The organism is Cupriavidus sp. GW822-FHT03E04, from assembly GCF_058801495.1.
In genome coordinates this window covers 109,321-134,078 of sequence record NZ_JBXANI010000017.1, presented here as the reverse complement: position 1 = coordinate 134,078, position 24,758 = coordinate 109,321, and the positions used below count along the sequence as shown (strand labels likewise).

Genomic DNA, 24,758 nt, shown 5'->3' with positions numbered 1-24,758 from the left:
GCGAACCTTCGTATGCAAGGCATTGCGGCGCGGCTAGGATCGTCGCCTATTGCCGTGCCGGGTCCGCGTAAGCCGGCCTGCCCGCCATGGCGCTCACTGGAATCCACCTTGACTCTCGCCGTCCCGCCCTTCTCTCCCAACGCTTCTCGTACCGCTTCTCGCACTTCCCGACGCACCTCCCGGCGCATCTTCCTTCTCAGCACCGCGCGCGCCGGGGCCAGCCTTGCCGCATTGGGCGCGCTGTCGGCATGCGCCACGGTATCGGGCACCGCCGAGCCGGTCGTCGATACCACATCGGGCCGCCTGCGCGGCACGCGTGCGCGCGGCGCGTTCGTCTTCAAGGGCGTGCCCTATGCGGCGACAACAGCTGGCGACAACCGCTTCCGCCCGCCCGTCGCGCGGCAACCGTGGGCAGGCGTTCGCGATGCCCTGGAAGGCGGTGCTTCCGCGCCGCAGCCGCAAGTCGGCAGCCCGGTCGAGTTCGCCTGGTACTGGTCGGGCATTCCGGCGAGCGAGGACTGCCTGTCGTTGTCGGTGTTCACGCCCGCGCTGCGTGACAATCAGCGCCGCCCCGTGCTGGTGTGGCTGCACGGCGGGGCATTCGCCATCGGAGCCGGCACGTCGGCGGGCTTCGATGGCAGCCATCTGGCGACATCGCAGGACGTGGTGGTGGTGTCCGTCAACCATCGCCTCAACGTGTTGGGCGGGCTGTTCACTGGCGAGCATCCCGAACAGTTGTCCGCCGAATCCGGAAACCTCGGCACGCTCGACCAGCTTGCCGCGCTGAAGTGGATCAAGGCCAATGCCGAGTCGTTTGGCGGCGACCCGGCCAACCTCACGGTGTTCGGCCAGTCGGGCGGCGCGGCCAAGGTCACGGCGCTGCTGGGGCTGCCCGCCGCGCGCGGCTACATCCAGCGGGCCATCGTGCAGAGCGGCTCCGGCGCCTGGAAGCTGGCAGGCCCGGATGCGGCGGCACGCGCCGCGCATGCGTTCCTGCGTGAGTTCGGCTTGACCGCCGCCAACGCGGGCCGCCTGCGCCAGTTGCCGGTGGAGCAACTGGTGGCCGCATTCGCCAAGGTGTCCGGCGCCGCCGGCGGCGTCAGCGAGTTCCGGCCCACGCTGGACGGCAAGGTGTTCGTCGACGATCCGTTCGACCCGGTGGCATCGCCGCTGTCGGCGGACGTTCCGGTCCTGATCGGCAATGCCGCGCAGGAGGCCACGTTCTTCCTCGCCGCCGACCCGCGCAATTTCTCGTTGAGCGCCGGCCAGGCGCGTCAGCGCATCCAGCGCTTCCTGAAGCTCGACGACGCCGGCACCGCTCGGCTGATCGATGCCTACCGCGACCTAGACGGCAAGGCTACGCCCAGCGAACTGCTGATCCGCATTGCCGGCGACTACAACTACCGCCTGCCGACGCTGGCCGTGGCCGAGCGCAAGGCCGCGCAGAATGGCGCGCCGGTCTATGCCTACGAATTCGACTGGCAATCGCCGGCGCGCGGCGGCGTCCTGGGGGCTGCACATACGTCGGAGGTGCCGTTCATCTTCGGCACGCTGGACGCGGCGAGGCCTCTGGTGCAAGACAGCGCCGACCAGCTGGAGGTGCGCGACCACATGGGGGCAATCTGGGCGCAGTTCGCACGCACCGGCAAGCCGGGCAGCGGCGTGGTAGCGGGCTGGGCGCCTTACGACGGCTCGGCGCGCACCACCGCGCTGCTGGGCAAGTCATGGGAGGCACGGCGCGACCCTGCCGCGCGCGCACGCGCCGCGTTTGCGGGTATCCCGCTGTACGAGTACAGCTTCCCGGTGTCGTTCACGCGCGACTGACGCCCGGCGCGCGCCGGCAAACGCGCCTGCGTGCGCGACGCGCATCAGGCGGCGTTGATCCGCGATCAGACCAGCCGCGCGTAGCCGGCCGCCACCGCGGCGCGGGCCATCTGCGCCACCGGCTCGTAGTGCGCCAGTCCGGTCCGCGCAATGCCCCGCAAGCGCAAGCGGCGCGCCAGTGCCGGCTCGCCGGAAAGCACCTGGGCCAGCGCCGCGCCAACGCGCGCGCTATGCGCCGGGGCGGCGTGGCGCGAAGACACCAGCGGCAGTCCGGGGGCGGCCTCGGTGCGGCCAATCTGACGCAGCGCGACAAGACGCTCGGGCAGGTGATCGCGCGCGAACGCCAGCGTGACGCAATCGATGGCGGCGACATCCGCCGCGCCGTTGGCCACGGCGTCAAGCGATGCCAGATGCGAGCCGGTGCGCACCGTGCCGGAGAAGAAGCGGCCGTCCCGCGCCAGCGGCGCCACCGCGTAGCGCAGCGCGTTCATGCCGCTGTGCGAGCCCTCATCGTTGTAGGCCGCGCGCAATCCGCAGCATGCGCCGAGCGTGGCGGGCCCGTCATTGGCGCGCACCACGATGGCGCTGGTATAGCTGGCGCCGTCGCAGCCCGGCGCATTGAACCGAGGCGTGCCAATGATGCGCACATGGCGCCGCAGGCCCTGCACCAGCGGATAGCCGCAGGTTTGCGAGAGCAGCAGGTCCGGCCGGCGCCAGAAGTCGTGCAGCGCCTCCACCGTCGCGGCGGGTTCGACGATGCTCAGCTGGAGCGGGTCGCGTTGCCGCGCGAGCACGTCGGCCACGCGTGCGATCAGCGCCAGCCAGTCCGTATGCAGCGCGGGTGTCAGGTTATACATGGGTAGCGCGGCCACCCAGTGCTTGCGTTCGGTCATCGGCCGGTCTTCCACGTTCACCCCGCCAGTTGCGCACGGGCATCGTTGCTGGCCTGCCCGCTTCCTGTTGCAACGGGCACCGCGTCACGTACAGGACCGTGAAACAGCGGATGCACCACGGGCGCGGCCGGACGCAGCGAGAAGCGCGCCAGCCATTCGCCGTAGCCATCTACCACGAAACCGCCGCTGCGCCGCTGGTAGTCGGCCGCGCGGCGACGATAGATACGCCCCAGCGCGAACCAGGGCACCGCGGGCAGATCATGGTGGACGAGGTGATAGTTGTTGTTGAGAAAGAGCAAGCGCCATGGCCACGCGGCCTCGTTTATCACGCTGCGGCATGCCGGCAAGGCATGGGCACGGTGCTCCTGGAAGGAGCGTACCGCCGACAGCGACAGCGCCGGATAGGCCACGCCGCCCAACATCAGCCACGGCGCTATGCCGCAAATGCGGTCGAGCCAGGCCAGCAACGCGCCCAACGCCAACAGGTGCGCAAGCCACATCGGCAGGTCGCGCAGATCGCCGTCGCGCACCTTGCGCCCTGCGCCGGCCGCAGTCTGCGCAATGGCAAAGGCCGGGCCGATCAGCACACGCCCCGCCAATGTATTGCGACAGCGCAGCAGCACCCGCCCTAGCGGACCGGCCGCCTGCCAGTCACCGGAGAGCATGAAATAGCTCTCCGGATCGGCGCCCGGATGGGTGAGATCATCGGCCTCGTGATGGCGCAGGTGTTCGCGGCGATACAGCCCGTAGGGAAACCATACCGCCAGCGGCACCATGCCGAACAGCGCATTGAACCAGGCCAGCCGGGTCGGATGACCATGCAGCAACTCGTGCTGCACAGACATATACCAGGCGGTGACAAGGGCCAGCAGCGCAACAGCCAGCGGCAGGCCGATGCGGGTGGCGTTGAAGGCAATGCCAAACCACCCGCCATAGACCGCCGCGATCAGCAGCCAGGTGGGCGCCTCCGCTCGCCATAACCAACGGCGGGAGGCGCGCGCAATCTCGGCGCGTTGAATGTCATCCAGGTAGATTGCCATGGCTTCGTCATCGTCGATCGGTGGCGGGCTGGTCGGCAATCGAGGCGATGCGAACACCCAGGGCATCCCGCGCCCAGCGCTCCGCCATGTGCATGGCTCCCGGCGCGAGGGATGTCACTCCAGCTTAGCGCCGACGGAAAATAAGGGAACGAAGGAATGCCGATAAGGATATGCGCAGCGCAGGGCCGGCTAACCGCTGCTGTTGCTGGAGTGCTCGCCGGGCCCGCAGGCATCGGGTTTACCGCCTCGGCAGGCGTTCGATACGCTTACTTCTGCAGCGAGCGCACGCACGGAACCGAGTAAGCATCTACAAAAAAATTCGTGGGAAAGAGCCGAGGCGCCATGCTGCAATGCGCGAATGGTTTACTTAGCGCATCCAGCCTCCAGGCCGGGCAGCCACGCTGCTCCGTCGCCCTCCCCAGTCACGCAAACCGGCACACGGGCCGGCACGGTGACCCTGCAGCCATTACTGGACATCCATGGCCTCAACGTGCACTTTCCCGGCAATCATGCGCTGCGCGACCTGAACCTGCAGGTCGCTGCCGGAGAGATGCTGGCGTTGGTCGGCGAATCCGGCTGCGGAAAATCGACGACGGCCCTGGCGTTGATGCGCCTGCTGCCGGCGCATGCACGGCTGTCGGGCACTGTCCGCTTCGACGGCGTGGACCTGCTTGCGCTGCGCGAGGCGGAGATGAGCGCCTTGCGGGGACGCGCTGTGTCGATGATTTTCCAGGAGCCGATGACTTCGCTGAACCCGGTGCTAAGCATCGGCCAGCAGGTCGCCGAGGCCTTGACGCTGCACGCACCGCTGTCACGCCGCGCAGCGCGGGCACAGGCCATCGAACTGCTGCACCTGGTCCAGTTGCCTGACCCGGCGCGCCGCTTCGATGCGTACCCGCACCAGTTCTCCGGCGGGCAGCGCCAGCGCGTGATGATTGCCATGGCGGTGGCCTGCAAGCCGCGCCTGCTGATCGCGGACGAGCCGACCACCGCGCTGGACGTGACCATCCAGGCGCAGATCCTCGCGCTGATCGACAGCCTTCGTCGTGAACTCGGCATGGCCGTGCTGCTGATCACGCACGACCTGGGTGTCGTGGCCCGGTATGCAGACCGCGTTGCGGTGATGTACGGCGGGTGCAAGCTGGAAGAAGGCGCCACGCAGAGCGTATTCGCCGCGCCCCGGCACGCCTACACGCGTGGCCTGCTTGGCGCATCGCTGCACGTCGCGCAGGGCCTGCACTACACCACCGACCGGCTGGCGGAGATCCGCGCAGATGGCCAGGATGGCTTCCAGCTTGTCAAGCCGCCGGTAGCGCCTTGCGCGGCCGCGCTGCGCACGCCGGCCGCCAACGCTGCACCGCTGCTCTCGGTGCAAGGCCTGCGCGTCTCATACACCAGCGGCGAGCATCGGGTGAGCGCGGTCAACGACGTCTCGCTCGACATCGCCGCCGGCGAAACACTCGGACTGGTGGGGGAATCGGGCTGCGGCAAGTCCAGCCTGTCGCGCGCCATCCTGCGGCTGGCGCCTGCCGACGCGGGCAGCATCTCGTTTGCCGGACAGGACTTGCTGGCACTGGCGCCCGGTGCGCTGCTGCCCTGGCGCCGCCGCGTGCAGCTGATCTTCCAGGATCCCTACGGTTCACTCAACCCGCGCCACCGCGTGGAAGACATCCTTGGCCATGCCCTGGCCATCCATGGCGTGCGCGAGCGCGCCGAACGCACGCGCCGCATCGACGCCATCCTCGACGACGTCGGGCTCGGCACGGGCGCACGCAGCCGCTACCCGCACGAGTTCTCGGGCGGGCAGCGCCAGCGCATCGCCATCGCACGCGCGCTGGTGCTGCGCCCTGAGCTGGTGATCTGCGACGAGCCCGTATCCGCGCTGGACGTTTCCATCCAGGCGCAGATCCTGAACCTGCTGGTCGACCTGAAGGCAGAGCACGGCCTGACCTACCTGTTCATCTCGCACGACCTGTCGGTCGTGCGTTATATCGCCGACCGTGTGTGCGTGATGCAGGCGGGGCGGATCGTCGAATCAGGCGATCCCGATGCCATCTGGACGCGTGCGCAACATCCCTACACCCGCACCCTGCTGGCGGCCATGCCCGGCCATGCGCGACCGGCCTGTCCTCCGGACGCTGCCGCCGAAGCGCCGCTGCCTGCCCTCGCGCACAGCTGAACTCTTGCTGTCTTTTTTCCGCAGTTACCGCATCACCGGAACCTCAACGCCCCATGAACGAACACGATTTCCCCTTCGCCAAGCCGTCCGACACCCTTGCCCAGGACAACGCCGCGCCGCATAGCGCGCAACGCCGTCAGCTGCTTGGCGCCACCGGCGCCCTGCTTGCCGGTGGCCTGTTCGCCGGCCTGCTGCCCGAGGCCAGCGCGCTGACCAAACCGCTGCCGAATACCGAAGATGGCGCCCAGCGCGGCGGCGCTCTCGATGCCGTGGTGCACCCCGAGCCACCCACGCTGGCGTTCTTCATCAACACCTCCACGCCGGGCCGCACCGTGGTCAGCAAGATCTTCGACGGCCTGCTGGACTACGGCCCCGACCTCAAGCCGCGCCCGCAGCTCGCGCAGAGCGTCGACGTCTCACCCGATGGCCTCACCGTGCGGCTCAAGCTGCGCAAGAACGTACTGTGGCACGACGGCAAGCCCTTCACCGCCGCTGACGTGAAATTCTCCGCTGAAGAAATCTGGCGCAAGCACGCACCCACCGCACGCCGCGTGTTCCAGCACCTGGCCAAGGTCGATACGCCGGACAGCCATACGGTGGTGCTCACGCTCGGCAAGCCAACGCCGGTGATCCTGAACGCGCTCGACGTGGTAGCCGCGCCGATCCTGCCCAAGCACCTTTACGAAGGCACGGACATCCCGAACAATCCGTACAACAACAAGCCAGTCGGCACCGGCCCCTTCGTTTTCAAGGAGTGGGTGCGCGGCCAGCATATCGCGCTGGAGCGCTTCGACAAATACTGGGCGCCGGGGCTGCCTTACCTCGACAAGCTCACCTTCAAGATCATCCCGGACGTGGCGGGCCGCGCCACTGCGCTGGAGACCGGCGCGGTGCAATACGGGGAGCGCAACCCGGTAACCTTTGCCGACGCCGACCGCCTGGCCAAGTCGCCTAACCTGGTGGTGAGCACCGAGGGCTACAACGGCTTTGCCGGCTGGCTGTGGCTGATCCCCAACCTGCGCGACCCGGTCATCGGCAACCTCAAGGTACGCGAGGCCATCCTGTATGCGATCAACCGCGATGCGCTGGTCAAAACGGTGTGGGGCGGCTACGCGGTGCCAGCCACCGGGCCGGTGTCCTCCCTGCTCAAGACCTTCTATACCAAGGACACACAGCAGTACCCGTTCGACCGCAAGAAGGCCGAAGCGCTGCTCGACGAAGCCGGCTTCCCACGCAAGGCGGACGGATTCCGCTTCAAGCTCAATCACGACTTCATTCCCTTTGGGGACGACTACCGCCGCACCGGCGAGTTCGTGCGCCAGTCGCTGCGCGCTGTCGGCATCGATGTGAACCTGCGCGGCCAGGATCTGCCCACCTGGACCAAGAACGTCTTCACCGACTACAACTACCAGCTGGTCAGTTCCTGGGGCATCAACTGGCAGGATCCGCAGATCGGCGTGGAGCAGCATTACTGGTCCAAGGCCGAGTCCAAGGGCACGCCGTGGCAAAACGCGTCCGGCTATGCCAGCCCGGAAGCAGACAAGCTGATCGAAGCGGCACAGGTCGAGCGCGATCCCGCCAAGCGCGTGCAGCTCTACCAGGATTTCCAGAAGCTGGCGCAGAAGGACCTGGCGCTGCTGAACCTGTTCGAGTTCCGCTGGTTCGGCGTCTGGGACAAGCGCCTGCGCAACGTCACGGATACCTTCGACCACAGCCAGAACAATTTCTCCCGTGTCTGGCTCAGCGCCAAGTGAGGTTGCCGTGCGCATGACCCGACGCCTGCTGCGCCGCCTGCTGCAACTTCTTGGCGTGATCGTCGCCACCGCCGTGCTCAACTTCGCGCTGCTCAAGGCGCTGCCCGGCGACCTGGTGGATGTGATCGCCAGCGAGAGCGGCAGCGTGCCGCCGGAGTACGTGACGCAGCTGCGCCAGCTCTACGGGCTGGACCGCAGCCTGCCGGAGCAGTTGGCAAGCTATCTCGGACGCATCGCGCATGGCGACCTGGGCTACTCGTTCCGCTTCGGCGAGCCTGTCCTTGATCTCGTGCTCGGCCGGCTTGGGCCAACGCTGGCGCTCGTCGGTGCCGCGCTGCTGCTGTCCACCGTCGGCGGCGTGCTGCTGGGCGTGGCGGCGGCACGGCGCCCGCATGGCCTGACCGACACCGTGCTGTCCGCGCTGGCTACGGTGGGCTACTCGGCGCCGATGTTCTGGACCTCGCTGATGCTGATCGTGCTGTTTGGCGTGCAGCTGGAATGGCTGCCGATCGGCGGGCTGCGCGAAGTCAATGCCGGCTACCACGGCCTGCGGCTGTTGCTCGACTACATCCATCACCTGGTGCTGCCGGTGCTGACGCTGGCGATCTACTACATCGCGGTATATGCACGGCTGGCGCGCGCGTCGATGATCGAGACGCTGGCGGAGGACTTTATCCGCACCGCCCGCGCCAAGGGCGCGCGGGAGGCGCGGGTCATCTTTGGCCACGCGCTGCGCAACGCCGTGCTGCCGGTGATCACCATGCTGGGCGTGCAAAGCAGCGCGCTGCTGGGCGGCTCGATCGTGGTGGAAACGGTGTTTGCGTGGCCCGGGCTGGGCCAGCTCTCCTTCGAGGCCATCAAGAGCCGCGATATCCCGGTGCTGCTGGCCGTGCTGATCTTCAGCGGCGTGCTGGTGGTGCTGGCCAACCTGCTGGTGGACATGGCACAGGCGGTGCTTGACCCGCGCGTGCGGGCCGGTTCGGCCCCCGTGCCTTCGGCAACACAAGGAGGCGCGGCATGAAGCGCTGGTACCTGCAACCTTCCATCTGGCTCGGCGGCACCATCCTGCTGCTGGTCTTAGCCGCTGCGGCGCTGGCCGGCGTGCTGTTCCCGGCCGATCCGCTCGACATGGTGGGCGCGCCCTTCGTCTGGCCCGGCACGGACCCGGCCACGCCGCTCGGCACCGACCTGATGGGCCGCGACCTGCTGGCCGGGCTAGCACACGGCGCGCGCGTTTCACTGCTGGTTGGCGTGTCGTCGGCCGCGGTAGCACTAGCGATCGGCGTCACGATCGGCGCAGCGGCGGGCTTCTATCGCGGCGCCGTGGACGCGGTGCTCAGCCGCATCACCGAGTTCTTCCAGACCATCCCGGCCTTCCTGCTGGCGATCATCCTGGTGGCGGTGCTCAAGCCCAGCCTCGGCACCATCGTGTTCGCGCTTGGCGTGACCTCATGGACCAGCGTGGCCCGGCTGGTGCGCGCGGAGTTCCTGACGCTGCGCGAGCGCGAATACGTGCGGGCCGCCGTGGCGGTGGGCGCCAGCGACGCGCACCTGATCTTCCGCGAGCTCCTGCCCAACGCCTGGACGCCGATCATTGTCTCCACGGGCCTGCTGGTGGCCAGCGCGATCCTGTCCGAAGCCGGGCTGGCCTTTCTCGGGCTGGGCGACCCCAACGTGGTGAGCTGGGGTTCGATGATCGGCCTGGGCCGGGACGCGCTGCGCACCGGCTGGTACATGACCGCGATCCCCGGCCTGGCCGTGGTGCTCACCGTGCTCTCGCTCAACCTGCTCAGCGACGGCCTGCAGGCCGCGCTCAACCCGCGCCTGCGCCGCGCGCGCCGGGCTGCTTTGCCAACCTGAACTGCCAGCCTGACCCGCGCCGACCCGACACACGACTGCCATGACGAAACTGAACGATCTCCCTTCCACACCCATTTGCACACCCATTCCCGCGCCACCGGCACGGCTGCCCGACCCGGAGCGCGTGCGCCGCATCGCCAGCGATGCCGAGGCGCTGCAAGCCGCCCGCGAGCTTGCAGCGGTATTCGCCGACGGCGCCTCCGAGCGGGACCGCGAACGCCGCCTTCCCTGGGACGAGCTGGACCGCTGGTCCGAAAGCGGCCTGGGCGGCATGACCGTGCCGCGCGAGTACGGCGGCGCCGATGTGTCCTACGCCACGCTGGCCGAAGTCTTCACCATCCTCTGCGCTGCCGACCCGGCGCTCGGCCAGATCCCGCAGAACCACTTCGGCTTGCTGGGCGTGCTGCGCGAAATTGGCAGCGAATCGCAGAAACGCCGCTTCTATGGCGAGGTACTGACCGGCGCGCGCCTGGGCAACGCCGGTCCCGAGCGCCGCTCCGAGACCAGCCAGACCATCCTCCAAGGCACCACCCGCCTCACCGGAACCGCCCAGGGCCTGCGGCTCAACGGCCAACGCTTCTACGCCACGGGCGCGCTGTTCGCGCATCGCGTTCCCGCACGGGCGCTCGACGACCAGGGCCGCAGCGTGCAGGTGTGGACGCCGCGCGAGGTGCGCGGCCTGCGCATCGTCGACGACTGGTCCTCCTTCGGCCAGCGCACCACGGCCAGCGGGAGCGTGGTGTTCGACAACGTGCCGGTGGCGCCCGAGGACGTGTTGCCGATCTGGCAGCTGGCCGACCGTCCGGGCCTGTATGGCTCCACCTCGCAACTGATCCAGGCCGCCATCGACCAGGGCATCGCCGAGGCTGCGCTGGCCGATGCCATCGCCTTCGTGCGCCAGTACGCCCGCCCGTGGATCGACTCCGGCCTGGAGCACGCCACGCAAGACCCCTACATCATCCAGGACGTCGGCCGCCTGCAGATCGACGTGCACGCCGCGCGCGAAGTGCTGCTGGAAGCCGGCCGCACGCTTGACGCGATCGCCGCGCAGCCACTGGATGCCGAAGCCAGCGCGCGCGCCTCCGTGGCGGTGGCCGAGGCCAAGGTGCTGACCACCGAGATCGCCCTGGAAGCCAGCCAGAAACTATTCGAAGTCGCCGGCTCGTCCGCCACGCGCGCCAAGCACAACCTGGACCGCCACTGGCGCAACGCGCGCGCCCACACGCTGCACGACCCGGTGCGCTGGAAAACCCACCTGATCGGCAACTACCACCTTAACCACGTGCTGCCCGCGCGCCACTCCTGGAACTGATATGTCCGTGCTCCTCTCCCCGGTTCCCACCGATAGCCGTCCCGCGCCAGCCGCACCGCCCGCCCAGCCGCCCGAACTGATCCGCGACGACGCCCACGCCATCCTGAGCGCGCGCCAGCTCGCAGCCCGGTTTGCCCCCGAGGCGGCATTGCGCGACCGCGAGCGCCGCCTGCCCTGGGCCGAGCTGGACGCCTTCAGCGCCAGCGGCCTGTGGGGCATCACGGTGCCGCGCGAATACGGCGGCCCCGGCATGTCCAACGTCACGCTCGCCGAGGTCATTGCCACCATTTCCGCCGCGGACGGCTCGCTCGGGCAGATCCCGCAAAACCATTTCTACGCGCTGGAAGTGCTGCGTGTGGGCGGCAGCGAGGCGCAAAAGCGCTTCTTCTACGAGCGTGCACTCGCCGGCGAGCGCTTTGGCAACGCCCTTGCCGAAATCGGTCACAAGGACTTCAAGCGCCGCACCCGGCTGGCGCCGGACGGCGACGGCTGGCGCGTGGACGGCAAGAAGTTCTATTGCACAGGCGCGCTCTTCGCCCACTGGATCCCCACGCTGGTGGTAGCCGAGGAGCAAGGGCGCGAGGTCACCTACCTGGCTTTTGTGCCGCGCCGCGCCGAAGGCGTGTCCATCGTCGACGACTGGGACGGCTTCGGCCAGCGCGTCACCGGCAGCGGCTCGGTGTCCTTCGACAACGTGCGGGTCGAGGCCGAATGGGTAGTGCCCTTCCTGGCCTCCTTTGAACAGCCGACCACCATCGGCCCCGTGGCGCAGCTCCTGCACGCGGCGATCGACCTCGGCATTGGCCGCGCCGCCTTCGAAGCCACCCTGCCCTTCGTACGCGAGCGCGCCCGCCCCTGGGTGGACGCCGGCGTGCAACGCGCCAGCGACGACACGCTGACGATCCACCAGGTGGGCGAGGTCTCGGTTAGGCTGCGCGCAGCCGAAGCGCTGGTGCGCCGCGCCGGGCGCATCGTCGATGCCGCCCAGTTGGCCCCCACCGAACGCAGCGTGGCAGAGGCCTCCATCGCCGTGGCAGAGGCGCGCGCACTGACCACCACGGCATCGCTGCTGGCGGGCAGCAAGCTGTTCGAGCTGGGCGGCACCGCCGCCACGCTGGATCACCTGGGCCTGGACCGCTTCTGGCGCAATGCCCGCACCCACACCCTGCACGACCCGGTGCGCTGGAAGTACCACGCCGTCGGCAACTTCTACCTCAACGACCGGCTCCCGACCCGGCATGGAGCGCTGTAATGGCACGCAAGGAAATCCTGCTCAACGCCTTCAACATGAACTGCGCCGGGCATATCAACCACGGCCTATGGACGCACCCGCGCGACCGCTCGGCTGACTACAACACCCTGACGTACTGGACCGGCCAGGCGCGCACGCTGGAGCGCGGCTTGTTCGACGGGCTCTTTATCGCCGATATCGTCGGCGTCTACGATGTGTACCAGGGCAATGTGGACGTGACGCTGCGCGAGTCGATCCAGCTGCCGGTCAACGATCCGCTGCTACTGGTGCCTGCGATGGCCGCTGTCACGCAGCACCTTGGCTTCGGCGTCACCGTGAACCTGACCTACGAGCAGCCCTACCTGCTGGCGCGCCGCTTCTCCACGCTGGACCACCTGACGCGCGGACGCGTTGGCTGGAACATCGTCACCGGCTACCTGGACAGCGCCGCGCGCGCCATGGGCCTCGCCGGCCAGATCGCGCACGACGAGCGCTACGACCGCGCGGACGAATACCTGGAGGTGCTCTACAAGCTCTGGGAAGGCAGCTGGGAGGACGATGCGGTGCGGCGCGACAAGGCCGCCCGCGTGTTCGCCGATCCGCGCAAGGTACATAAGGTCAGGCACGAGGGCAAGTACTACAAGGTCGATGGCTATCACCTGGCCGAGCCCTCGCCGCAGCGCACGCCGGTGCTGTTCCAGGCCGGCAGCTCCGGGCGCGGCCAGCAGTTTGCCGCGCGCCATGCCGAGTGCGTGTTCATCTCGCCACCCAGCAAGGAAGCCGCCCGCCATACCGTGAGGGCACTGCGCGACCAACTGGTGGCCGCCGGACGCAGGCCGGATGACATCAAGATCTTTGCCGGCACCGCCGTGGTACCGGGCAAGACTGCTGCAGAAGCCCGCCAGAAGCACGCCGAGTACAAGGACTACGCCAGCCGCGAAGCCGGCCTAGCGCACTTTGCCGCGAGCACGGGCGTGGATTTCGGCCGCTATGACCTCGACGCGCCGGTGGACTACGGCGGCGGCAACGCCATCGAGTCGGCCACGCGCACCGCGCAGCAGCATGGGTGGACCCGGCGCAAGCTGCTGGAGCTGTTCGAACTTGGCGGCCGCTATCCCGCCATCGTGGGCGACGCGCAGCAGGTTGCGGATGAACTGCAATCCTGGGTGGACGAGACCGGCATCGACGGATTCAACCTCAGCCGCACCGTGGTGCCGGAGAGCTACGAGGACTTCGTGGACCTGGTGGTGCCCGAGTTGCAGAATCGCGGCATCTACAAGACGGCCTATGCAGAAGGCAGCCTGCGCAAGAAGCTGTTCGCCGAAGACGATCGGCTGCCGGCGCGGCACGCGGCGGCGGGATTTCGCCATGGCCGGGACTGAGCCCCGCGCACCCCATTGAAGGCACCGAAGGCACGCAAGGGCGAGGAATCCCCCCGGAACACCTCGCATCGAGGCGCTGTCCAGCGGGCTCAGCCGGTCGCGCCGAATGGCCGCAATATGCTCGCCAAGGGCCCCTCCCAACTGCTATCGGCATGCACCTGGCGCCAGGCAGCGGTACATACAGAAATACAAGCCCCCCGATAGTAGGGTCAAGTTTTCCCCCAGGGAGTCGATAGAAAAGACCACGGCTTCAGTCTGTGACCGGCCAGGCGCGCGCATGCGCATGCGGATCGCTTACGATCATAGGAAAAGACAAACATGGAGCTAGTAGTGAGTATCGATAGCATCATGTCCAAAAAGCTCGTCACCGTCGTGTTCGACGACACGTTGGCAACGATCAAGAATATCTTCGACGAGGCTAAGTTCCACCACGTGCTCGTCGTAGAGGACGGAAAGCTGCATGGTGTTGTATCGGACCGCGATCTGCTGCGCGCGATGAGCCCGTTTATAGGCAGCACGGTAGAGTCGGCCAGGGACGTCAATACCCTCAAGAAGCGCGTGCACCAGATCATGACGCGCAAGCCGGTAACGCTGCGCCCCGAGGCCGGGATTGCTGATGCCATTGCACTATTTCTTGCCCACCAGGTCTCGTGCATTCCCATCGTCGACGAGCAGTTCCGGCCGGTTGGCATCGTGAGCTGGCGGGACATTCTGCGATCGTTGGCGGCAAGTTCCACGCCGCCGGATAGCGCCGCCTAGGAAAGACATGGCATCCGAGATATCCGGGCGGGGAGTACTGTCCTCCCCCTTGCAGGGCGGCCGCTACGCGTAGTGCACCGTTCCGATGCCGACGCGACGGGATCCGCCAGCCTCGTCGGGCATCGGGTCGCTTTCGAGTGCCTCGATCGCCTCCTCCAGCGCTTGCCTCACATCCTCGCGCCGTTTTGGCAGAGCCGATAGCAGGTCGCGCAGTTCGGACACATCGCAGATCTCGGCCAGCGCCTGGACAGCCTGCTGCCGCACATGGGGATCGCTGTCGCCAAAGCTGCCCGTCAGCAGCGGCAGCACCTTGCCGGGCGTGAAGAAGCTCAGCGCCCAGACGACCCGGCGCCGGACATCCGGCGAAGGCTCCCGCTTGAGCCGCGACGCCAATGGCGGAACCGCGTCATCGTCACCGATGGCCGCCAGCGCCAACGCCGCCTCGCCACGCACCGCATCGTCGTCATCACTCAGCAGTCCAAGCAGCAAAGGCATCGCGCGCGGATCGGGTTGCTCCCGCAAGGCTTCGACGAGGCCAGCGCGCGCATCTGCCTGCGCGGTGGCGAGCACGTCGATCAGGTGCGCAATGGCTGCGGGGTCGCCATGCCGCGTCAGCGACTTCGCCAGCGCCCCCTTTACTTGTGCATCCGCATCTGGGGCGCGCAGAAAGGCCAGTGCTTCCGGCGGTGTGACGGCACCATCGGGGAGCCAGAGTGCTTCGGCTGCGCACTGCTGAACGCGCCGGCTCGGATCCTGGAGGCAACCCAGGATCAGGGCGGCATGGTGCTTCGCGTCGATGCGGCTGATGGCCTCGATGATCTTGCACCGAACCTCGTCGTCGCCGTCGCGCAGCGCACCGGCAAGAAACGGGACGGCCCGCGCATCGCGCAAGCTGGCGAGCGCGTCGCAGACGCTGCGCCTGACGTTCGGCTCGGCATCGCTCAGCGCACGGCAGAGGCTTTGCAGCGTGGCCGTGGTGTCGGGATGCGCCTCCCACGGGAGGCTGCCGAGCGAGTCAGCGGCGCGCTCCCTGAATTCGGGGTCGGGATCCTGCAGGGCCGCATGCAATGCCGGCAGCGCGTCAAAGTCGTTGTTGTCGCCCAAAGCCCAGAGCACCGCCCAGCGGACCCGACGTGTCTCGGCAGGATTGTTGAGCGCGTCAATCAGATGCTGCGTGGCGCCCGCGTGCCGCATCTCGCCCAGCGCATTGACCGCGTAATAACGGACCTCTTCGTCCGGATCGCTGAAGATGCGGTCGGCGAGGGTGTCGATGGCTTGATGCACCTGCATCGAACCCAGCGCGATGACGGCCTGCAGCCGCACGCCAGCCACCTCGTCGTTTGCCGCAAGCATGAGCGCCGGGATGGCCTCCGGCGACGAAAACCGCAAGGCTTCGGCTGCCGTTTCCCGGACGATTGCCGAGGTGTCGGACAAAGCGGCCAAGAATACGATGCACAACGCCGGCCCCGCCTCGACGCCGGCGCACTCCCTGAGCGCGGATAGTACCGTGGCCCGTACACCCTCGTCGCTGTCGTTGACGGCCGCGCGCAGATCCGGGATCAGGTCGGCACACTGTAATTCACCGAGCATGGAGGCGGCAGAGGCGCGCACCCCGGCGTCCTGATCGTGGCGCAGGCGGTCTTTCAGTGCCTCGACTGCCGGCTCCGTGCGAAAGACGCCGAGCGCCAGGGCGGCTTGCCTGCGGACCTCGGCACTGGCGTCATCGAGCGCCTTCACGAGCGCATGCACGAGCACCATCACGAGCGCATGCACGTGCTTCGGCGACTGGCTCGCCAGGGCTTCCGCCGCGGCCGCCCGGATCGACGCGTCAGGGTCGCCCGCCAGCGCCCGATGCACGGCCTGCGCCGCTTGCGCATGCGTCTCCATGTCGTAGTGCCCGAGCGCATGGATCGCGCTGGCGCGGATGTACGGGTCCTGGTCCCGCGCTGCGGCCAGCAACGGCGCAACGAACGCATCGGCCACCCCCGGATCGGTGAGGCTGACGTTCGCGCCGCGCCGCTCGTCAGGGGGCTGCGCCCTCAAGGACGCGATCAGGTCTTCGATTTCGCTCGGCGCACGCATTCCTTCTCCGGCCGAATCGTCAGCAGCGGCATCTCGATGGCCAGCAAGGGCCGCTTTCACGCGCATCATCAGTGCCTTCAGCCGCATGTGCCGGCCCCCGGACCTTCCCACGTGTCGTAGTCCGCAACCGGCAACGCGCGCGGTTGCCGCCCGTCGAACAGCGCATCGGACGCGCAGTCAATGCGCCGGATTTCCTTGATATCTCTCATGATGTCCATCGCGGTGCGTAAGCTTCTCTCCCCATTGCACGGTCGCGAGGCCTACGCATTGTTCGCCTGCCGTTCGCCAGCTTGACGGATTGGTGACCAGCTCGCCCGTCGCCCGGCACACACTGCTCGCTTCGAGCCTCAACGCAACCATGTCGCATCGAACCGGCGCGACACGTTATCACAGGCGCTTCGTGCATCTCAAGTGCAGGCGCAACCCGGCAATGTGGACAATCAGGCCGCCTTCGCCCCAACCGACCAGTAGTAAGTCGGCGCCGTGCCGTTGATGACGTGATCGCCGACAACTCTGCCCTTGTAGAGGGTCGGATTATGCGAAGCCAGTGTCCGCGCATTGCGCCAGTGGCGGTCCAGCCGGCGGTCTTCATCCAGCGCGGAAGCGCCGCCGATGTCGAACAGCCGCGTGGCCGCCGCCAGCACCTGGTCCGCGATGCCGACCTGCGCCTTGGCGGTACGCAACTCCACGTCGTCCAGCAAGCCGACCGGAACGGCTTCGCCCCGCTGGCGCAGGCGATCGATCTCGCCAAGGCCTTGCGCCACGGCTGCGACGGCGGCAGCCGCAACGAACGCCGTGCCGGCAAGCTGGCCCACCACCTGCTGCACCAGCGGATCCTCGGCTGGCGTGCGTGCGCTGCCGTGGCTGTACACCCGCTTGCGCGCGCGCACAAAGGCGGCCGCGTCGCGCTCGATGGCCCGGGCGATGCCGGCCAGCGTCGCCAGATGCACCAGCTGGAAGTAAGCCGTGATGGATGTGGGCACATTGCGCGGGAAGCTCAGCACCTGTTCGCCGGACACCGCCACATCGCGAAAGCGTGTCGTGCCGGAGCCGGTGAGGCGCTGGCCAAAGCCCCGCCAGTCGTCGATGCGGTCGATGCCCGGCGCATTGGCCGGCACCAGCACATAAACCGGATCGGCACTGCCCTCGCGGCTGGCGCTGACGGCAATCCAGTCGGCATAGAGCGTGCCTGTGCTGTAGAACTTCTCGCCGTCGAGCCGCCAGCCTTCGCCATCCGGCGACAAGGTGGTCTTGTGCTTGCCTGGCGCGCCGTCGCCAAGCTCGGTAGTGGCGTTGCCGAAGATCGCGCCCTGCGCGACGAGCTGCAGCCAGCGCTCCCGCAGTTCTGGCGCTATCTCCGCATAGAGCCGCTCGACAAAACCAAAATGCGCGCGCAGGATCTGCGGCAAGTTGGAATCCGCTTCGCCCAGCTCGATCAGCAGTTCGAACAATTGCTCGACCGACGCGCCCAGCCCGCCGAGCGCCACCGGGACGCGCAAAGCGCCGAAGCCGGCATCGCGAAGCAGGGCGACCGCATCGAAAGCAAGCTCGCGCTCCTGTTCGCGCTGGGCCGCGCGTTCGGCGATCTGCGCAAAGATCGGGCGGAAGCGCGCAAAGAGATCCGCCTGGGAAGGATTGAATTCTGGCATGCGTTTGTTGTCTGGGTTTAGATAGCGATGGCAAACACGGGAGGCTCGCCAGCGGCGGCATCTGGCTCTTCCGGCTCGCCGGGCTTGGGCCGGCTCTCCCGCAGCTCGCCGATCTGGATCAGGCGCGAGCGCGTGAGGTTGCGGCTCAGGCCGCAGCCTTCCTGCCCGGCAGCACGTCGTTGGCGATCATCTCGCCGAACGGCCCCGTCAGGTTGGTGGCGCCGCCGCGGCCCAGGCTGGCGTACGGCTCCGGCAGCAACGGGAACACCAGTTCGGCGAAGCGGTACGCTTCCTCCAGGTGCGGGTAGCCCGAGAAGATAAAGCTCTCGATGCCAAGATCCGCGTATTCCTGGATCCGTGCGGCCACTTCCTGTGGATTGCCCACCAGCGCGGTGCCGGCACCGCCGCGCACCAGGCCCACGCCGGCCCAGAGGTTGGGATAGATCTCCAGCTGGTCGCGGCGGCCGCCGTGCAACGCGGCCATGCGGCGCTGGCCGACGGAATCGAAGCGCGAGAAGGACTTCTGCGCGGCGGCGATCGTTTCGTCCGAGATCTGCGCGATCAGTTCATCGGCGGCCCGCCAGGCTCGCTCGCTGGTACGGCGCACGATCACATGCAGGCGCACGCCAAAACGCACTTTGCGGCCAAGGCGCGCGGCGCGCTCGCGAACATCGGCGATTTTTTGCGCTACGGCCTCGGGCGGTTCGCCCCAGGTCAGGTACACGTCGACCTGCTCGGCTGCCAGGTCGTGCGCTTGCTCGGACGAGCCACCAAAGTAAAGGGGCGGGTAAGGACGCTGCACCGGCGGATACAGCGCCTTGGCATTATCCACCTTGATATGCTCGCCATCGAAGTGAACCGCCTCGCCCTCCAGCACGCGGCGCCAGACGCGCAGGAACTCGGCCGATGCCGCGTAGCGCTGGCTGTGGTCGAGGTACAGCCCATCGCCACGATTTTCGTCCGGATCGCCGCCGGTCACCACGTTGATCAGCAGCCGGCCATTGGTAATACGGTCAAGCGTGGCGGCCATGCGCGCCGACACGGTCGGCGAGATGATGCCCGGGCGGATTGCCACCAGGTAGCGCAGGCGCTCCGTCCAGGGCGCCACTGCGGAGGCAATCACCCATGAATCCTCGCAGGAGCGGCCGGTGGGAATCAACACGCCGTAGTAGCCCAGGTTGTCAGCCGCCTGCGCGATCTGCTTCAGATAACCCAGCGAAACGGGGCGCGCGCCCTCCGTGGTGCCGAGATAGTGGCCGTCGCCGTGCGTGGGAAGAAACCAGAAGACATTCATTGCCGCGGTTCTCCCCTTCAAGCCGCGCGCTGCAGCGGCGATTTGCGGCTGGCTTCGAACAACGGCGCGCAACGATCCGCGGCCAGGCGGATGCGTTCGGCCAGCGCGGTGCTGCTGACCTGGTCATTGTGGAAATCCCCCGGGCTGCCGTACACGCCGATGGGCAACGTGAGCGCCTGCAGGAAGCCGAACAGCGGCCGCAACTGATGCTCCAGCACCAGCGCGTGGCGGTCGCTGCCGCCCGTCGCCCCCAGCAACACCGGCTTGTCCACCAGCGCTTCCTGCCCCACCAGGTCGAAAAGGTGCTTGAAGTGGCCGGGATAAGAACCGCGATACACCGGCGCGGCCACCACCAGCAGGTCCGCGGACTCGATGGCGACCAGTTCGTTTTCAATCTCGGCCGGCAGCTCTGCGCGCGACAGCGCCGCGCCCAGCGGACGCGCGATATCGCCGAGGTTGACGATATGGCTTTGCAAAAGCAGCCGGCTATCCAGTTCCGTGAGCAGTGCCTGCACGAGCGCGAGCGTGCGCGAGGGCTGCTGCGCGCTGCCGTTGACGGCGACCACTTTCAGCGGTGTAGCCATGGGAAGAACCTCCTGTCGATATCGATGGTTTGTGGATTCACGCGCGGGGCGCATTTCGTTGCCGGCAATGCATCAGGCAAGAAGCAAGCCCGCGTGAATTGCCATGTTCTTTGCCTGTGCGCCATTCCTGGCACGGATCCGCGCCGTTCTCCCAGAGCACACTGCTGATCTGCTGTTGCTGATGCAACCGCGTGGAGATGGGGGGCGTTGCCACCGCAGCCGTCTTAGGCAAGCGCTTACAAGCCCCTCACGATAGCGCAACGGAATTGGCCGTCGAAGGATGAATTTCGTCTATATATAGACACGCGAAACGCATATAGGCATGCGAGCTTTGCATCCCCGCCAGGACCCTGCAGAGGGTGCCGAAGATTGGTGCTGCTCCAGCCCGAATGCGCAGCGGCGATGCATGAAGCGAAGGGGGCCCCGCTTGCGGGACCCCCTTCGTTCATGCCTTGCCGGACGCGTCTTCATCCAACGGCCTCAGAAATCCAGTCCACCGCCTCCGCCAGCCGCGCCCTGCGCGCCGAGCTGTCCCTCATCCTTCGGCAGTTCGACGATCGCAGCATCCGTGGTAAGGATCAGGCCTGCCACCGAAGCGGCATTCTGCAAAGCGGTGCGTGTGACCTTGGTCGGGTCAACCACACCACCTTCCACCAGGTCACCATATTCTCCCGTCGCCGCGTTGTAGCCAAAATTGCCCGTCCCTTCGGCCACGCGCGCTACCACCACGCTGGCCTCTTCGCCGGCGTTGGCAACAATCTGGCGCAACGGCTCCTCCAGTGCCCGCAGCACGATCTTGATGCCTGCCTGCTGGTCCGGGTTGATGCCCGTCAGATCCTTGATGGCCTGGCGCGCACGAATCAGCGCTACGCCGCCGCCGGCCACGATGCCCTCTTCCACCGCGGCACGCGTGGCGTGCAGCGCGTCTTCCACGCGGGCTTTCTTCTCCTTGACCTCGACTTCCGTGGCGCCGCCGACCTTGAGCACTGCCACCCCGCCGGCCAGTTTGGCCACGCGCTCCTGCAGCTTCTCGCGGTCATAGTCGGAGCTGGCCTCGTCGATCTGGGTGCGGATACGCTTGACCCGCGCCTGGATCTGCGCGGCGTCGCCGGCGCCATCGATGATGATGGTGTTCTCCTTGCCGATTTCCACGCGCCCCGCCTGGCCCAGTTGCTCCAGCGCGATCTTTTCCAGAGACAGCCCGACCTCTTCCGACACCACCTGGCCGCTGGTCAGGATCGCGATGTCTTCCAGCAGTGCCTTGCGGCGGTCGCCAAAGCCGGGGGCCTTGACCGCGGCGGCCTTCAGGATGCCGCGGATATTGTTGACCACCAGCGTGGCGAGTGCCTCGCCCTCCACGTCCTCGGCCACGATCAGCAGCGGACGTCCGGCCTTGGCCACCTGCTCCAGCACGGGCAGCAGGTCGCGGATGCTGGAGATCTTCTTGTCCACCAGCAGCAGGTAGGGTTGCTCGAGCACCGCCACCTGCTTGTCGGGGTTGTTGATGAAATACGGCGACAGGTAGCCACGGTCGAACTGCATGCCCTCCACCACTTCGAGCTCGTCTTCCAGCGACTTGCCGTCTTCCACCGTGATCACGCCTTCCTTGCCGACCCGGTCGATGGCCTGGGCGATACGCTCGCCGATGGCGCTTTCGCCGTTGGCGGAGATGGTGCCGACCTGCGCGATCTCGCGGCTGGTGGTGGTGGGCTTGCTGATGCGGCGCAGCTCTTCAATGGCCGCCGTCACCGCCTTGTCGATGCCGCGCTTCAGGTCCTGCGGATTGAGCCCGGCCGCGACGTACTTGACGCCCTCCCGCACGATGGCCTGCGCCAGTACGGTAGCGGTGGTGGTGCCGTCGCCGGCGTTATCGCTGGTGCGGGAAGCGACCTCCTTGACCAGCTGCGCGCCGATGTTCTGCAGCTTGTCCTTGAGCTCGATCTCCTTGGCCACGGAGACGCCGTCCTTGGTCACGGTAGGGCTGCCGAAGCTGCGCTCCAGCACCACGTTGCGGCCCTTGGGGCCCAGCGTCACCTTGACCGCATTGGCGAGAATATTGACGCCTTCGACCACCTTGGCGCGGGCCACGTCGCTGAACACTACATCTTTTGCTGCCATTGCTGTCTGTCCTGTCTTGATTGTCGGGTTCGTTCGGGAAACACTGGATCGATGCTGGCGGACACGCGGCGATTCAGCGCTCGACCACCGCCAGGATGTCTTCCTCGCGCAGCACCAGGAGTTCGTCGCCGTCGACCTTCACCGCCTGGCCTGCATACTTGCCGAACAGCACCCGGTCGCCCGCGCGCAGGTCCAGTGCAATGCGTTCGCCGGCTTCGTTGCGCCGGCCCGGGCCGACGGCGATCACCTCGCCCTGGTCCGGCTTTTCGGCGGCGCTGTCGGGAATGACGATGCCGGATTGCGTGCGGGTTTCGTTGTCGGACCGTTTGACGAGAACGCGGTCGTGCAGTGGGCGAAGGCTCATGCTGGCTCCAGAAGGAAAGAAGGAGAGAAGTTCGTTGGCGGCGGATGCCAGTGCCGACGGTGGCACTGCGGGCTGGCAATCAGCACTCGATGCCGGTGAGTGCTGAGTATAGAAAGCACCGCCATGCGCGGCCAACTGATCGTTTCGCATTTGCTTAGAATGCGCGCCTGACAGCGCGCCTGACGTGGCGAGCACATCGGGTTCACACCCACGCTGCCTTGCGCGACCCGCATGATTTACCCGGGTCCACGACGTCGGCATGGAGCGGGGCCGGGCACGGCCAGCCAGGCAGCCTTAAGCGTTTCTTAAGCCGTTGTGCCCTATCCTTGTCGCATCGCCAGAATCCAACGTTCCCGATGCCGACGCTCCTTGCCCTGAACCTCACGCTGTTCCAGCGCCTGAACGCCCCCGCTGGGCTGTCTGGCGCCGGCCTCTGGGTGGCCGCTTTCCTTGCCGAGGGACTGATCGCAGCCGCGCCGCTGGTGCTGGCCGCGGGCTGGCTGCGCGCGCGGCCGGGCGAGCGCCAGATGGTGATGAGCGCCCTGGCGGCCGTGGCGCTGGGCGGGCTCTGCTCGACCCTGTTCGGCCTGCTGCTGCCGATGCCGCGGCCCTTCATGGCGGGCGTCGGGCATACCTACCTGGCGCATGCCGCCGACCCCTCCTTCCCGAGCGACCACGTCACGCTGCTGGCCACGCTGGCCTTCGTCCTGCTGCGCGCGCCCGGCAGGGCCCAGCGCCTGAGCGGTACCGGCTTGCTGGTAGCCGCGGCACTAACGGGCTGGGCCCGCGTCTTCCTCGGCGTACACTTTCCACTGGACATCGTCGGCGCATTTGCGATAGCGGCATGCTGCGCGGCCGTGGCTACGTCTGCCTTCACGCGCCCGCTGCTTGCTGCTGTCACGGTGCGCGCGGAGCAGCTTTACCGGCACCTGCTGGCCTACCCCATCGCACGCGGATGGCTCAACCCATGACAACGGCTGACACGATGCCGCCCCTTGCCACCGTTGGCGCCCTGCCGTCAACGCGCGGTGCCGACGCCAGCCTGGACATCAGCGGCCTCGAAGGCGCCGGCCGCGGGCCGTTCAGCCTCACCGTCGCGCCCGGCAGTTGCGTGATCCTGTCCGGCGCGTCCGGCGCGGGCAAGAGCCTGCTATTGCGCATGATTGCCGATCTCGATCCCAATCGCGGGCAGGTCCGGCTAGGCCATACCCCGCGCGAGAGCATGAGCGGTCCGGCCTGGCGGCGCCAGGTCATGTACGTGGCGGCCGAGTCCGGCTGGTGGGGCGACGACGTGCTTGAACATATGACGGACGTGCCGGCTGCCCAGGCGCTGCTGGCGCGGCTGCGCTTGCCCGCGGACATCCTGCAGGCGCCCGTGAGCCGCCTGTCCACCGGCGAGCGCCAGCGCCTCGCGCTGATCCGCGCGCTGGTGCGCCGTCCGCGCTTCCTGCTACTGGATGAGCCAACCTCCGCGCTGGACGCCGAGACCACGCTGGCCGTCGAAGCGCTGCTGCACGACTGCAAGGCACAGGGGCTGGGGCTGCTGATCGTCTCGCACAATCCCGCGCAGGCGGCACGCCTGCAGGACCGGCACTATCGCCTCGGCGCCGCCGGGCTGGAAGCGGTGCCGGCATGAGCCCGATCCCGCTCACAGCCTATGACCTGGCGCTGGCCAGCCTGCTGGTGCTAGCCGGCGCGGGCGCCTCGCTGGTGATGTCGCTGGACGTGCACCGCAACCTGCTCTGGGCCGCCGGCCGCATGGTGGTGCAACTGCTGCTGGTCGGGCTGGTGCTGCGCACGGTGTTTGGCTTGTCGTCGCCGCTGGTGACCGCGTTGACGGTAGCGGCCATGATCGCGGCAGCCGCCCGCGAGGTGGGCAGCCGGCAGGAGCGCCGCCTGGCGGGGCCCTGGCACGCGCTGATCGGCGCCGCCGCCGTGAGCCTGCCGACGCTGCTGGTGACCGTGCTGGCGCTGACCACGGCCTTGCGCCCGACGCCCTGGTACGACGCCCGCCACGCGATCCCGCTGGCCGGCATCATCCTGGGCAATGTGATGAACGCCGCGAGCCTGGCGCTCAATGGCGCCTTTACCGCGGTCTGGCACCAGCGCGCCGCCATCGATGCACGCCTGGCGCTTGGCGACGACCGCCAGGCGGCGCTGCGCGTGATCGTGCGCCAGGCGGTGCGCAGCGGCATGCTGCCCACCATGAACACCATGGCGGCGGCCGGCATCATCACCATGCCAGGCATCATGACCGGCCAGATCCTGGCCGGGATGGACCCGATCGCCGCGGCCCGGTACCAGATCCTGCTGATGTTCCTGCTTGCCGGTGGCAGCATGCTGGGCGTGATCCTGGCCGCCACGCTGGCGGTCCGGCGCCTGACCGACCACCGCCACCGCTTGCGCCTGGACCGGCTGCAACGCCGTTGACCC

The 24,758-nt window shown here is 67.8% G+C and carries 20 protein-coding genes; 12 read left to right on the top strand and 8 right to left on the bottom strand.

The window, feature by feature from the left end; translation table 11 throughout:
- Positions 1–108 precede the first annotated feature (108 nt).
- Positions 109–1,824, top strand: a complete 1,716-nt coding sequence (locus AC1RQC_RS24670) for a carboxylesterase/lipase family protein (RefSeq protein WP_492884916.1) — start codon at positions 109–111, stop codon at positions 1,822–1,824.
- A gap of 65 nt (positions 1,825–1,889) precedes the next feature.
- Here the strand turns inward: AC1RQC_RS24670 and AC1RQC_RS24665 are convergent, their stop codons facing one another.
- Together AC1RQC_RS24665 and AC1RQC_RS24660 are read right to left on the bottom strand one after the other, a co-directional pair.
- Complete coding sequence (locus AC1RQC_RS24665; protein WP_492884915.1) at positions 1,890–2,717, bottom strand: phosphate/phosphite/phosphonate ABC transporter substrate-binding protein; 828 nt, start codon at positions 2,715–2,717, stop codon at positions 1,890–1,892.
- Between the two features lie 17 nt (positions 2,718–2,734).
- Entirely contained in the window at positions 2,735–3,757 is a 1,023-nt protein-coding gene (locus tag AC1RQC_RS24660) for a fatty acid desaturase (RefSeq protein ID WP_492884913.1), read from the bottom strand.
- A 457-nt stretch (positions 3,758–4,214) separates the two neighbouring features.
- Between AC1RQC_RS24660 and AC1RQC_RS24655 the strand changes: the two genes are divergently transcribed.
- The 8 genes from AC1RQC_RS24655 (at position 4,215) to AC1RQC_RS24620 (ending at position 14,234) form a co-directional block, all read left to right on the top strand.
- On the top strand, positions 4,215–5,936 hold the full coding sequence (locus tag AC1RQC_RS24655; RefSeq protein ID WP_492884962.1) for an ABC transporter ATP-binding protein: 1,722 nt from the start codon (positions 4,215–4,217) through the stop codon (positions 5,934–5,936).
- 53 nt (positions 5,937–5,989) lie between these two features.
- The gene (locus tag AC1RQC_RS24650; RefSeq protein ID WP_492826669.1) at positions 5,990–7,690 is read left to right on the top strand and encodes an ABC transporter substrate-binding protein; all 1,701 of its coding nucleotides are present in this window, start codon (positions 5,990–5,992) and stop codon (positions 7,688–7,690) included.
- A 13-nt stretch (positions 7,691–7,703) separates the two neighbouring features.
- A complete protein-coding gene (locus tag AC1RQC_RS24645; RefSeq protein ID WP_492371248.1) occupies positions 7,704–8,711 on the top strand; it encodes an ABC transporter permease in 1,008 nt (335 codons plus the stop codon).
- Positions 8,708–9,550 carry an ABC transporter permease gene (locus tag AC1RQC_RS24640; RefSeq protein ID WP_492811956.1) on the top strand — a complete coding sequence of 281 codons (843 nt, stop codon included), beginning with the start codon at positions 8,708–8,710 and terminating at the stop codon, positions 9,548–9,550. The genes AC1RQC_RS24645 and AC1RQC_RS24640 overlap by 4 nt, the downstream gene beginning before the upstream one ends.
- A 40-nt stretch (positions 9,551–9,590) precedes the next feature.
- A complete protein-coding gene (locus AC1RQC_RS24635) occupies positions 9,591–10,862 on the top strand; it encodes an SfnB family sulfur acquisition oxidoreductase (RefSeq protein WP_492811954.1) in 1,272 nt (423 codons plus the stop codon).
- Position 10,863: 1 nt separating this feature from the next.
- Positions 10,864–12,114, top strand: a complete 1,251-nt coding sequence (locus AC1RQC_RS24630) for an SfnB family sulfur acquisition oxidoreductase (RefSeq protein ID WP_492884911.1) — start codon at positions 10,864–10,866, stop codon at positions 12,112–12,114.
- Positions 12,114–13,475 (top strand): LLM class flavin-dependent oxidoreductase, encoded by a 1,362-nt coding sequence (locus tag AC1RQC_RS24625; protein ID WP_492884909.1) that lies wholly within the window; start codon positions 12,114–12,116, stop codon positions 13,473–13,475. Before AC1RQC_RS24630 ends, AC1RQC_RS24625 begins: the two co-directional genes overlap by 1 nt.
- Positions 13,476–13,823: 348 nt before the next feature.
- Entirely contained in the window at positions 13,824–14,234 is a 411-nt protein-coding gene (locus tag AC1RQC_RS24620) for a CBS domain-containing protein (RefSeq protein ID WP_477134584.1), read from the top strand.
- A 63-nt stretch (positions 14,235–14,297) separates the two neighbouring features.
- Here AC1RQC_RS24620 and AC1RQC_RS24615 read toward each other — a convergent pair whose 3' ends face one another.
- The 6 genes from AC1RQC_RS24615 to groES all read right to left on the bottom strand — a co-directional run bounded on the left by AC1RQC_RS24615 (position 14,298) and on the right by groES (position 22,325).
- Entirely contained in the window at positions 14,298–16,403 is a 2,106-nt protein-coding gene (locus AC1RQC_RS24615) for a HEAT repeat domain-containing protein (protein WP_492884907.1), read from the bottom strand.
- 353 nt (positions 16,404–16,756) lie between these two features.
- Positions 16,757–17,965: an acyl-CoA dehydrogenase family protein gene (locus tag AC1RQC_RS24610; RefSeq protein WP_492884905.1), complete on the bottom strand. Its 1,209-nt coding sequence runs from the start codon at positions 17,963–17,965 to the stop codon at positions 16,757–16,759.
- Between the two features lie 145 nt (positions 17,966–18,110).
- Positions 18,111–19,259, bottom strand: a complete 1,149-nt coding sequence (ssuD, locus tag AC1RQC_RS24605) for an FMNH2-dependent alkanesulfonate monooxygenase (RefSeq protein WP_492884903.1) — start codon at positions 19,257–19,259, stop codon at positions 18,111–18,113.
- Positions 19,260–19,276: 17 nt separating this feature from the next.
- Positions 19,277–19,843: an FMN reductase gene (gene msuE, locus AC1RQC_RS24600; RefSeq protein ID WP_492811943.1), complete on the bottom strand. Its 567-nt coding sequence runs from the start codon at positions 19,841–19,843 to the stop codon at positions 19,277–19,279.
- Positions 19,844–20,323: 480 nt separating this feature from the next.
- Positions 20,324–21,961 carry a chaperonin GroEL gene (gene groL / locus AC1RQC_RS24595; protein WP_492371239.1) on the bottom strand — a complete coding sequence of 546 codons (1,638 nt, stop codon included), beginning with the start codon at positions 21,959–21,961 and terminating at the stop codon, positions 20,324–20,326.
- 73 nt (positions 21,962–22,034) lie between these two features.
- The gene (gene groES, locus AC1RQC_RS24590; protein ID WP_492371238.1) at positions 22,035–22,325 is read right to left on the bottom strand and encodes a co-chaperone GroES; all 291 of its coding nucleotides are present in this window, start codon (positions 22,323–22,325) and stop codon (positions 22,035–22,037) included.
- 356 nt (positions 22,326–22,681) lie between these two features.
- On the opposite strand from groES, the gene AC1RQC_RS24585 reads away from it, so the two are divergent.
- From AC1RQC_RS24585 to AC1RQC_RS24575, 3 genes are read left to right on the top strand one after another with little or no spacing between them, the layout of a single operon-like run.
- Positions 22,682–23,296, top strand: coding sequence for an undecaprenyl-diphosphatase (locus AC1RQC_RS24585; RefSeq protein ID WP_492884901.1), 615 nt, complete (start codon positions 22,682–22,684; stop codon positions 23,294–23,296).
- Positions 23,293–23,961 (top strand): ABC transporter ATP-binding protein, encoded by a 669-nt coding sequence (locus AC1RQC_RS24580; protein WP_492884899.1) that lies wholly within the window; start codon positions 23,293–23,295, stop codon positions 23,959–23,961. The genes AC1RQC_RS24585 and AC1RQC_RS24580 overlap by 4 nt, the downstream gene beginning before the upstream one ends.
- Positions 23,958–24,755: an ABC transporter permease gene (locus AC1RQC_RS24575; RefSeq protein ID WP_492371236.1), complete on the top strand. Its 798-nt coding sequence runs from the start codon at positions 23,958–23,960 to the stop codon at positions 24,753–24,755. The genes AC1RQC_RS24580 and AC1RQC_RS24575 overlap by 4 nt, the downstream gene beginning before the upstream one ends.
- The last annotated feature ends 3 nt before the right edge of the window (positions 24,756–24,758 follow it).

What these genes read in the sequence shown, in the direction of transcription:
- ssuD (WP_492884903.1), bottom strand. Translation starts at nt 19,259, where the DNA reads ATGAATGTCTTCTGGTTTCTTCCCACGCACGGCGACGGCCACTATCTC.
- AC1RQC_RS24665 (WP_492884915.1), bottom strand. Translation starts at nt 2,717, where the DNA reads ATGACCGAACGCAAGCACTGGGTGGCCGCGCTACCCATGTATAACCTG.
- AC1RQC_RS24620 (WP_477134584.1), top strand. Translation starts at nt 13,824, where the DNA reads ATGTCCAAAAAGCTCGTCACCGTCGTGTTCGACGACACGTTGGCAACG.
- AC1RQC_RS24610 (WP_492884905.1), bottom strand. Translation starts at nt 17,965, where the DNA reads ATGCCAGAATTCAATCCTTCCCAGGCGGATCTCTTTGCGCGCTTCCGC.
- AC1RQC_RS24575 (WP_492371236.1), top strand. Translation starts at nt 23,958, where the DNA reads ATGAGCCCGATCCCGCTCACAGCCTATGACCTGGCGCTGGCCAGCCTG.
- msuE (WP_492811943.1), bottom strand. Translation starts at nt 19,843, where the DNA reads ATGGCTACACCGCTGAAAGTGGTCGCCGTCAACGGCAGCGCGCAGCAG.
- AC1RQC_RS24650 (WP_492826669.1), top strand. Translation starts at nt 5,990, where the DNA reads ATGAACGAACACGATTTCCCCTTCGCCAAGCCGTCCGACACCCTTGCC.
- AC1RQC_RS24645 (WP_492371248.1), top strand. Translation starts at nt 7,704, where the DNA reads ATGACCCGACGCCTGCTGCGCCGCCTGCTGCAACTTCTTGGCGTGATC.
- AC1RQC_RS24640 (WP_492811956.1), top strand. Translation starts at nt 8,708, where the DNA reads ATGAAGCGCTGGTACCTGCAACCTTCCATCTGGCTCGGCGGCACCATC.
- AC1RQC_RS24625 (WP_492884909.1), top strand. Translation starts at nt 12,114, where the DNA reads ATGGCACGCAAGGAAATCCTGCTCAACGCCTTCAACATGAACTGCGCC.
- AC1RQC_RS24630 (WP_492884911.1), top strand. Translation starts at nt 10,864, where the DNA reads ATGTCCGTGCTCCTCTCCCCGGTTCCCACCGATAGCCGTCCCGCGCCA.
- groL (WP_492371239.1), bottom strand. Translation starts at nt 21,961, where the DNA reads ATGGCAGCAAAAGATGTAGTGTTCAGCGACGTGGCCCGCGCCAAGGTG.
- AC1RQC_RS24615 (WP_492884907.1), bottom strand. Translation starts at nt 16,403, where the DNA reads ATGCGGCTGAAGGCACTGATGATGCGCGTGAAAGCGGCCCTTGCTGGC.
- AC1RQC_RS24660 (WP_492884913.1), bottom strand. Translation starts at nt 3,757, where the DNA reads ATGGCAATCTACCTGGATGACATTCAACGCGCCGAGATTGCGCGCGCC.
- AC1RQC_RS24635 (WP_492811954.1), top strand. Translation starts at nt 9,591, where the DNA reads ATGACGAAACTGAACGATCTCCCTTCCACACCCATTTGCACACCCATT.
- AC1RQC_RS24580 (WP_492884899.1), top strand. Translation starts at nt 23,293, where the DNA reads ATGACAACGGCTGACACGATGCCGCCCCTTGCCACCGTTGGCGCCCTG.
- AC1RQC_RS24585 (WP_492884901.1), top strand. Translation starts at nt 22,682, where the DNA reads ATGCCGACGCTCCTTGCCCTGAACCTCACGCTGTTCCAGCGCCTGAAC.
- groES (WP_492371238.1), bottom strand. Translation starts at nt 22,325, where the DNA reads ATGAGCCTTCGCCCACTGCACGACCGCGTTCTCGTCAAACGGTCCGAC.